Origin of the sequence: uncultured Gimesia sp., from assembly GCF_937919775.1 — a bacterium.
GTDB lineage: Bacteria > Planctomycetota > Planctomycetia > Planctomycetales > Planctomycetaceae > Gimesia.
In genome coordinates this window covers 1-8,727 of sequence record NZ_CALFPF010000768.1, presented here as the reverse complement: position 1 = coordinate 8,727, position 8,727 = coordinate 1, and the positions used below count along the sequence as shown (strand labels likewise).

Annotated in this window: 4 protein-coding genes and 1 pseudogene; 3 read left to right on the top strand and 2 right to left on the bottom strand. The window is 50.1% G+C overall.

Translation table 11 applies throughout. From position 1 onward, the window contains the following. On the top strand, nucleotides 1-1,366 hold a 1,366-nt coding region (locus tag Q0294_RS21895; protein ID WP_299469702.1), incomplete at its 5' end, for a S41 family peptidase. 108 nt (nucleotides 1,367-1,474) lie between these two features. Then, nucleotides 1,475-2,506, top strand: a complete 1,032-nt coding sequence (gene tsaD / locus Q0294_RS21890) for a tRNA (adenosine(37)-N6)-threonylcarbamoyltransferase complex transferase subunit TsaD (protein WP_299469700.1) — start codon at nucleotides 1,475-1,477, stop codon at nucleotides 2,504-2,506. 18 nt (nucleotides 2,507-2,524) lie between these two features. Here the strand turns inward: tsaD and Q0294_RS21885 are convergent, their stop codons facing one another. After that, complete coding sequence (locus tag Q0294_RS21885; protein WP_299469699.1) at nucleotides 2,525-3,772, bottom strand: hypothetical protein; 1,248 nt, start codon at nucleotides 3,770-3,772, stop codon at nucleotides 2,525-2,527. Nucleotides 3,773-3,972: 200 nt separating this feature from the next. Beyond that, nucleotides 3,973-6,684: a hypothetical protein gene (locus tag Q0294_RS21880; protein ID WP_299469697.1), complete on the bottom strand. Its 2,712-nt coding sequence runs from the start codon at nucleotides 6,682-6,684 to the stop codon at nucleotides 3,973-3,975. Between the two features lie 550 nt (nucleotides 6,685-7,234). Here Q0294_RS21880 and Q0294_RS21875 point away from each other — a divergent pair. Then, nucleotides 7,235-8,727: pseudogene (locus Q0294_RS21875) on the top strand (hypothetical protein); the annotation flags it as partial.

The following is an 8,727-nucleotide window of genomic DNA, read 5'->3' as shown; positions in this document are numbered from 1 at the left end:
TGACGAGAAAGAGAAAGACAAGGATAAGGACGATGACTATTACCAGATGATGAAACTGTTCGCTGATACCTATGAGCAGATTGAGCGAAACTATGTGAAAGACATTGACCGGCGAGTCTTGCTCGAAGCAGCCATTCGCGGCATGGTACAAGAACTGGATCAATACTCCAACTACATCAGTCCCGATGATCTTTCCCGCTTCAATCAGGTTGTCGAGCAGGAATTCGGGGGAATCGGGATTCAGGTTCACATTGATGAAAACAACGGGCGGCTGACCGTGATGACACCGCTGCCGGGTACTCCCGCATACAAAGCAGGCATCCAGGCAGGGGATATCATTGACCAGATAGAAGGCAAAACCACAAAAGGCTTCACCCTCCCACAGGCCATCCAGATTCTGAAAGGGCGTTCCGGTGAGAAAGTCAGTATGTCCGTGATTCACAAGGGAACGGAGAAAGTTATCCCTTTAACGATCACCCGTGAAATCATCCATGTTGCCACGGTACTGGGAGATACTTACAAAGCAGACGACGCCTGGGACTTCATGCTGAATAAGAAAGACAAAATCGGCTATATTCGACTGACTCACTTCAGCCGACACAGTGCGGAAGAATTGCACGCGGCGATTGATGATCTGATCAAACAGGGAATGAAAGGTCTGGTTCTGGATCTGCGATTCAATCCCGGCGGTTTACTGTCTCAGGCCACCGAAATTTCGGATATGTTCATCGAATCAGGAAAAATCGTCAGTACTGAAGGTCGCAACAGTCGCAATCGAAAATGGGAAGCAACCAAAGAAGGCACCTATTCCGGTTTTCCGATGGCGATTCTGGTGAATCGCTACTCAGCTTCTGCCAGTGAAATCGTCTCCGCCTGCCTGCAGGATCATAAACGAGCCGTTATCGTAGGCGAACGAACCTGGGGTAAAGGCAGCGTGCAGAATGTGATTGAACTGGAAGAAGGCGACAGTGCATTAAAACTGACCACCGCCAGTTACCATCGCCCCAGCGGTAAAAATATCCACCGTTTCCCGGGCGCCAAAGACTCTGATGTCTGGGGCGTGACACCCGATGAAAACTACCAGCTGCGTCTGAATGACGAAGAACTGGAAGCACTGGGTGAATACCGTCGCAAACGGGATATTCTGGACCATAGCGCCAAATTGGATGAGGAATTTAAAGACAAGCAACTTGAACTGGCTTTGAAATATTTAGAAACCGCCCTGAGCGAAAAAGCGAAGCCGGCGCCAAAAGACGATGCCAAGCAACCGGAAAAAAAACCAGCTCCTAAAGAGGCGGAACCGGCTAAAAAAGCAGCCGCTCTTCCGCAACCAGACAGAGCCAGACTTGTCATTCAAACAACTTAATGAATTCAAACGGCTGAAATAAAATCAGCCTACTCTCAGAGCAAAGCGACTTTCGGAGACCGTTTCATCCGAAGGTCGCTTTTCATTTTTACTTTCAACGTATTATCCATGAACCAACCTGAAGAATACCTGCTGGCGATTGAGTCTTCGTGTGACGAAACAGCGGCAGCCGTTATCACCCGCGACATGCGGATTCTCTCGAATATCGTCTCCTCACAAGTTGATCTGCACGAAAAATTTGGCGGTGTCGTTCCCGAGATTGCCTCGCGGGCGCACCTGGAACGAATTCTGCCAGTGATTGATGACGCCTTAAAAGAAGCCGGCGTCTCATTAAAACAATTGACTGCTATCGCGGTAGCAACAGAGCCCGGTCTGGTAGGATCGCTGCTGATTGGTTTAACCGCAGCCAAAACCTTGGCGATGACACTCGATCTGCCTCTGATTGCCGTCAATCATATCGAAGGGCATCTGTTTGCCTGTCAAATGCAGGAAACACATCCGATTTTCCCGGCGATTGGGCTGGTCGTAAGTGGCGGTCATACCAATTTATATCACTGTTCCGAATCCTTCGAGTTTGATTTGATCGGCGCCACCATCGACGATGCCGCCGGTGAAGCATTCGACAAAGTTGCTAAAATCCTGGGGCTCGCTTATCCCGGAGGTCCTGCCATCCAGAAAGCCGCGTTACAGGGAAACCCGAAAGCCTTTCCCTTTCCCCGGACGTTTTTGAAAGACCCCGAACTCCGTTTCAGTTTCAGCGGTTTGAAAACAGCAGTTCTCTATAAAGCGCTGGGAAACCCCGGTGCGAAAAAACAGCCGCCGGCACTTACCGAAGATCGAATCGCCGATCTTGCCGCCAGCTTTCAGGAGACGGTCGTTGATGTGCTCGTCGGAAAATGCCAGCAGGCACTCCAAAAGTACAATTATTCCACGCTCTGTGTCGGCGGAGGTGTGGCAGCGAATGCGCTGCTGCGCGAACGACTGACGAACATGGCGCGTCAAGCCGGCATTCATCTCAGCATCGCCCCTCCCGATTTATGCACGGACAATGCCGCCATGGCAGCCATCGCCTGGCATCATCTGGATCAGGGCCGAATCGCGGCACTCGATCTGGATGTGACGCCGGGCCTCGTCCGCTGACAAGTTTCAGAAAGCTCACTAAGGCTGAAGAAAGCTGAACGTAAAGACTTCGGTTACATTGGTAAATTGCGGGGAGAGTGACAGCCTGACATACCTGCGGTCCGGCGATACCAGAGCCGATCCCGACAGACTGATGCCTTCCGGAATCACGGTCACGACAGGTTGGTTGGCAATGCCGCCGATATTTTGAGATCCGGTAACGACAGGCACCTGCTGTCCCGATGTAATTCCCGCTCCCACCTGTCGTGAAACTCGAAAGCTTTTCAAGGAAGCCCTTTCTGTTTTCGAAAGCGGGCGGGCAGCATAAAGCAGATTCCGTGCGGGAAGCTGACTTGTTTTCTGAGAATTTTCCGGCTGCTGTGGCACTCCGGATTTCTGACTGCGACGGCCTTTCGCTAGATCAATGCGAATCACCTGATCCTCTTTCGTTAAAGGGACCACCATTGACTCCACTTCGGGACGTTCTGAGCCCAGATACCGCGTCACTTTCAATCTGGCACGCTGTCCGACAATGTTTCCTGAAACATAACGCACACGAACAACGTAAGTTCCCGGAAAACCGTAGGCACATACATACTCTTCGTGACAGTTTTCCTGTTTGGGGCCATACCCGTCATTCAGCAAAACCCCGCCCCCTGCTGTCAGCGGTGCTTCAAACGAGCAGACAGTCCCTTTGGGCTCTTCCACGATCAGATCCAAATCGCCATCCCCATTCCAGGTCAGTTCCAGCTTCAGGTCTCGTTTTAAGGCCTGTTGCCTGACTGAATGCACCCGTCCGGCTTCTGCATTTCGTCCTGACGTTTTGAACGACTGTTCCAGTTCGGCCAACGCATTCAATGCCTTTTCGTGCCATTTCTGATGATCGCTTACCCAGACGTGCGTTAAAATGCCTGTTGCTGCCCACTGGATGGCCTCTGCATCTTTCAGTTTCTCAGCAAGTCGTAACCCCATGATATAAGGCTCCGGCCGGTCAGGCTGCAATTTCGCTGCCTGCTGATACAGTTTGAGTGCCTGCTCTTCAGCATTAAACCGGGAGAGATAAGCTGCTGAATAAACCATGCTGGGAACATCCGTCGCAGAAAAATCAATGCGCGAGAGCAGAACACGTTGAATCTCCTGCGGGGGACTTCCGACGATTTCCATCGACAAGGCCAGCACATCATACATCCAGGGTTGTGACTGATTATGAATCAAGGCAGCATTGATGGCGGCGATCACGTGTTCGTGTTTGCCTGCCTGATGCAGATTAAAAATCAAATCATTCACGAGCGCCGGCGCTGGTTTTCGCTTGGAAAAATAGTCGTTCCAGAACGCAGCCGGATCTTTAACGTTAGCGATTAACGGTAGCTTGACCTCATCCTTTTTTTCTGGCGGCGTTTTAACAGAAACGGAGCCTTTCTTTTCAGAGGGGCTCCGTACTGTTAAATTGGATTGTCCAGGGGTCTCAGGCGACGTCGATTTCCCGTCTACTTCACGCTTTCCGGTTTTTTTTTGAGTTGTTCAATCGTGCGGTTATCAAATTGAAACGGATTGTCCTCAACCTGAAATTGTGCCTGGGACGGTTTAGAATCAGCCTGACTTAAGATTCCGTCCAGAATGGCTTTCATTTCCGGATCGTCAATCGGCTTCACTTCTGCTTTGGCAGCATTGCCTTGTGCTTTTTTCGCAGGTTGTTTCTGTCCTTTTGGGGCATTGGCTCCATTCATCAGCAGCAGTTCCGGTGCGATATTGAAAAACCCTTGACCACCACCGCCACCACCTTGACCACCGCCGCCGAAGCCACCACCGCCGCCGCCAAGACCGCCGCCCTGACCACCCTGGCCACCCTGCTGGCCGCCAAAGCCACCCTGGCTGCTACCAACAGATGACTGTTGAGTTGAAACCGAAATGACAAGGTCGGCTACAGGGTAAACGCGCGTCGCATAGATTTCGTCTGCTTTCACAATCGTCGTGATTTTCATCACTTCATCTTCAATGACATAAGTCAACCCGATCGGCTTCAAAATGATATTCATCGCACTTTTCAATTTGATGCCGCTTAAGGCAACGTTGACAGGTTCATCGACGGTCAAACCTTCCTCACCCAGATCATTGGAGTTGATCAGAATCGTGATATTATGCAACTCGGCAAAGTAGGTCATTACTTCGGAGAGCGGGATATCCGGGAAGTTCGCTTCTGTTTCTTTTTGCAGTTCTTCAAAAATCCGTTGTTCCGCAGGACTGTTGCGGTGCAGGTCAACGGCAGCCCATTTCTTGCGACGCTCTGTCAGAGCGGTCCAGACTGGTGCTGCTGGCCAGCGTATGGGAGGTTCATCAGGAAACGGTACATGCGACAGTTCAACCTGATAGAGTGTCTCGAGGAACCGGTCAGCCCGCAAAGAACGCATGCGGAATACCTTTTCCAACTGTCCGGCTGCTTCTGATGTGAACAGAGCGGCGGTCGCCGGCCCATTACCGGGTTCCATATCCACGGCAACACGCGAAACGGCTTCTGCCTCTTCGTAGGCGTCAGTGTTACCATGCTTACCATCCTGAATCAATGAACGGACACGGTCGATCAACTGTTCCAGTTTTTCGTCTTCCAGAAGAATTTTGTCGACCAGACGTTTTTGTTGTTCCAATTGAGCCAGTTGCTGCTGCTGACGAATCCGCCTTGTTTCAGCAACTTCCATCTGGCTGCGTACATCTACCATCATGTTATTCAGACGGCTTTCCAGTTGCTGCCGAAGATCGATATCGACATCCGAAGTCGATTTCACAAAGTTCAGCGTCCGCTTTAATAAGCCAAGTGCACCATCCGGATTTTCCGCAGTAATGGATCGGGCTTCTTCAATGGCATTGGAAACTTCGATTTTCATCTGGGCTCCCTTAATCTGCCTTAACTGTTCGACTTTACTGATGGCATCATCAATGGGAGGTTTTGCATCAGCTTTAGCTTCCGGCGGAGTTTTAGTCTCGGCGTCAGCTTCTGGCTGTTTGGTATCTGCCTGTGCCAACTGATCCTGTTTGAATCGTTCTGACAGTTTCAGAAGTGAGTTACCACGGGTATTACCGGGATCAAGCTGCTGGAGTAAATTACCAAATTTGGCAGCCTGTTCAAAATTTCCACTTCGAATGGCTTGTGTGCCTGCGAATTCCAGTTGCGCCATATTTTCTTCATGGGCGGTGCGTGCCAGATTCATCATTCGCTGACCGGCAAATGCGATTCCTAACTCCTGTCCCGGCTGATAATTCACCCAGGGAACTGCCAGAAAACTGTTGACTGCCTGCGAGACGGGAACATTAAACTTCCAGATCGCATTTAACTGCTTGCTGCTCAACTCAACGGACAGGCGGCCAGAGAGTTCGCCTTTGGCAAGATAAACCGTTTCACGATCAGTGCGAACCGGCAAAGCCTGTGGTGTATTCAGTTCCAATGCTTTATCTGAGATCTGAATCGATTCCGGAAAGAAAACCGGAGCCTGTACCGCTTTGGCCAGTTCCTTGCCTACGATCGCCGGAAGATCTTTCTTCCCTTCCGCCTGATCGGTGAGAACGACACCACCGGTGTAAACTCCCAATACCCCCAACAGTTGTAAATCTTTTTGTGGTCCGACAGCATAGCTGTGAACGGGAACATGCTGTTTTGCCAATTGACGCGTGAGTTCAGCCATTTCCGGAAGCGAAATCAATTGGGCAGCACTCATCCCATCGCCAATATAGATCATCGACTGAACCGGCTGATTCTGCAGACCCTGCATGGCTGTTTTTACAGCCTGAGCAAGATTGGTTGCCCCTAGTGGAGCGCGTGCAGCTAAAGAGGCAACAGCGAGTTTGGCCTGACGGCTTTGAGGTGTTACAAATTCATTCACAAATGGCGTGCATTGTACATCGACGGCATAGATGGCAATCGTGGAATCGTTGGGCAACTCACTCAGTAAAGACTTCAGAACATCCAGAGCCTGCGTGCGGTGCTCTCCCACCTGGCTGGCAGAGGTATCAAATAGAATCGCAATCTGCTTACCGGAATGCACATCAGCCGGCAACCGATCTGCTTTGAACTGCAGAGCAAAATAATGCTCGCCGTCACTGTTCTGGTAACTGAGGATCTGGCCAATGTTTGATATTTCTGGAATTTTGTTCTCAGCATAACTTTCCGTGGAGCACAACAAAATTGCCGATGCTGCCCACGCAAACATTGATATTCCAAACCTGCATACTGACATGATTTCTCTCCCGAGTAACTTTAGGCAAGAATGCTCTAACTCAAACCAAGATGGGCGATTGCCAAATTGCGCATTCTCCTCAATTGTGCATTGTATATTCAATCTCGGACACCATTGAAGGAAATTCCCCCGATTTTCTCTTAATTCTCCAAATTTGGTGCGAGTTGGAAAGCGATTGTCGGCACGGACTGAAGGATCCGCGTAATTTATAGTCCGATTATGGGGAAATTGAGGATCAAGGCTCACTTAGCGAAATCTTCGATTTCGAGAACCTGTTCTATTGAAACGGGCCAGGAAATATTCATTCGTCCACATTAAATCAACAATTCTGCGGTGCATCCTCAGCCAGCTTGTCCGCATTAGGTCGATTCTCCTCATTAACTCCCCGCTGATTTGACGATCTTTAACAGTGACTCCCCGCACTTCCTCAGCCATCAAAGCCTGTGATTAATGGAATCAATGTCGACATACGAACGATTCCGCAAATCAATGTTCGCTAATATTTCCGGCACTGACTCTACGTATGTTATATCGACTGTTCTTCAATAAACTAACAGTGATTTTGACCGCGCTGGCAACACTGCTCATCGTGTTGGGGATTCAATTCTCACGGATCGGCTTGACCGGGCACTTGAAAACAGGTCGCGCTCATTCGGGTGAAATCACCATATCCAACCATGTGGTATCTGTTTCTCCGCCCATAAACTGGAACCAGCCTGTCAACATTATCGCCACTGGCAAGAACCCAGACTTCCCGCTGACGCTTGCAGGTGACGACGAGTATGTGTTGATTATCAATAACCTGGAACGAATACCTCAACAATCGAGAACTGTTACTCTTTCAGCGCAGTTAAATACCAGTGCCTCACCTCCCTCAGGCTGCTTCTTTCAAAATACCGCCACCGCCCCTCAAACGACGGCCACACACAGGCAGTCTGAGGTCTCACCGTCTGCGGACTCCCAGATCCATCAAGAACCGGCAGCTTCACCGGAATCGCAATCAGAGTCGGCAGACAGCGAACGCTCATTCTTTTTATTCGTAACAGACGGCAATCTCTCCGACAAAAATCAATATACCCGTATCAAAGGACGACTGATTCAACAAAGTCCCCGCGTGGCCATTTACCTGGATGACCAACAGAAGCAGGAAGAACTGGCAGCCGGGCTTGTTGCCGAAATTATCGAGATCATGGAACAGCGCGTTCTGGACCAGATCACCAGTCAATGCGGTCCGATCTGGGATATTGATGACAGTGAGCGATTTACCATTCTCCTCTCCCCCTGGTTAGATAAGCTGCAGGGCGGCAAAACGTCAATCAATGGTTTTGTACGTCCCAGCGATTTCCGGGAGTCTGTTTCCGAACCGTTCAGCAACCACTGCGACATGCTGTATCTGAATTCCAAGCTAAAACCGGGTCAGGAACTGCTTGATCTACTCAGTCATGAAGTCACACACGCTGCCATTTCCAGCATTCGCGCGTTTCAATCCGACTCACATACCGGGCCGTTGCCCGATGAGGAAGACTGGTTAAATGAAGGCATTGCTCACATTATGGAACCCGGTTTTACGAACCGTGATTACCGCATCAGTGAGTTTTATCGCAGTCCCGAATCCTATCCGCTGGTCGTCCCCGACTACTATCGCGCCCAGCTCTGGCGAAATCATGGATGCCGGGGCGCCGTCAATCTGTTTCTGGACTGGTGCAATCAGATCGAACCCGCTCACCGTTTCACTTATCGTTTTACAAAACATCCTTTAACCGGCATCAAAAAAATAGAACAGCTCACGTCGTATCGTTTTTCAGAACTGTTCCGGCAATGGTCACTGCATCTTGCCAGACAAGCTTTAAATGTCAATACTTCAGAAAAAAACACGTCCCCTCCAGCTGAAATGCAGTGTGGAAAATTTCTGGTAGCCGGCCCCGCTCTGCGAACCTGGAACCTCATTCAAGATCACTCGACTTCGCTGAAAATCTCATCGACGGCTTCCAGTTTTCTACGTCTCAAAACAGATGA

Excerpts from the sequence above, each read along its gene's own strand:
- tsaD (WP_299469700.1), top strand. The coding sequence starts at position 1,475 with ATGAACCAACCTGAAGAATACCTGCTGGCGATTGAGTCTTCGTGTGAC.
- Q0294_RS21880 (WP_299469697.1), bottom strand. The coding sequence starts at position 6,684 with ATGTTTGCGTGGGCAGCATCGGCAATTTTGTTGTGCTCCACGGAAAGT.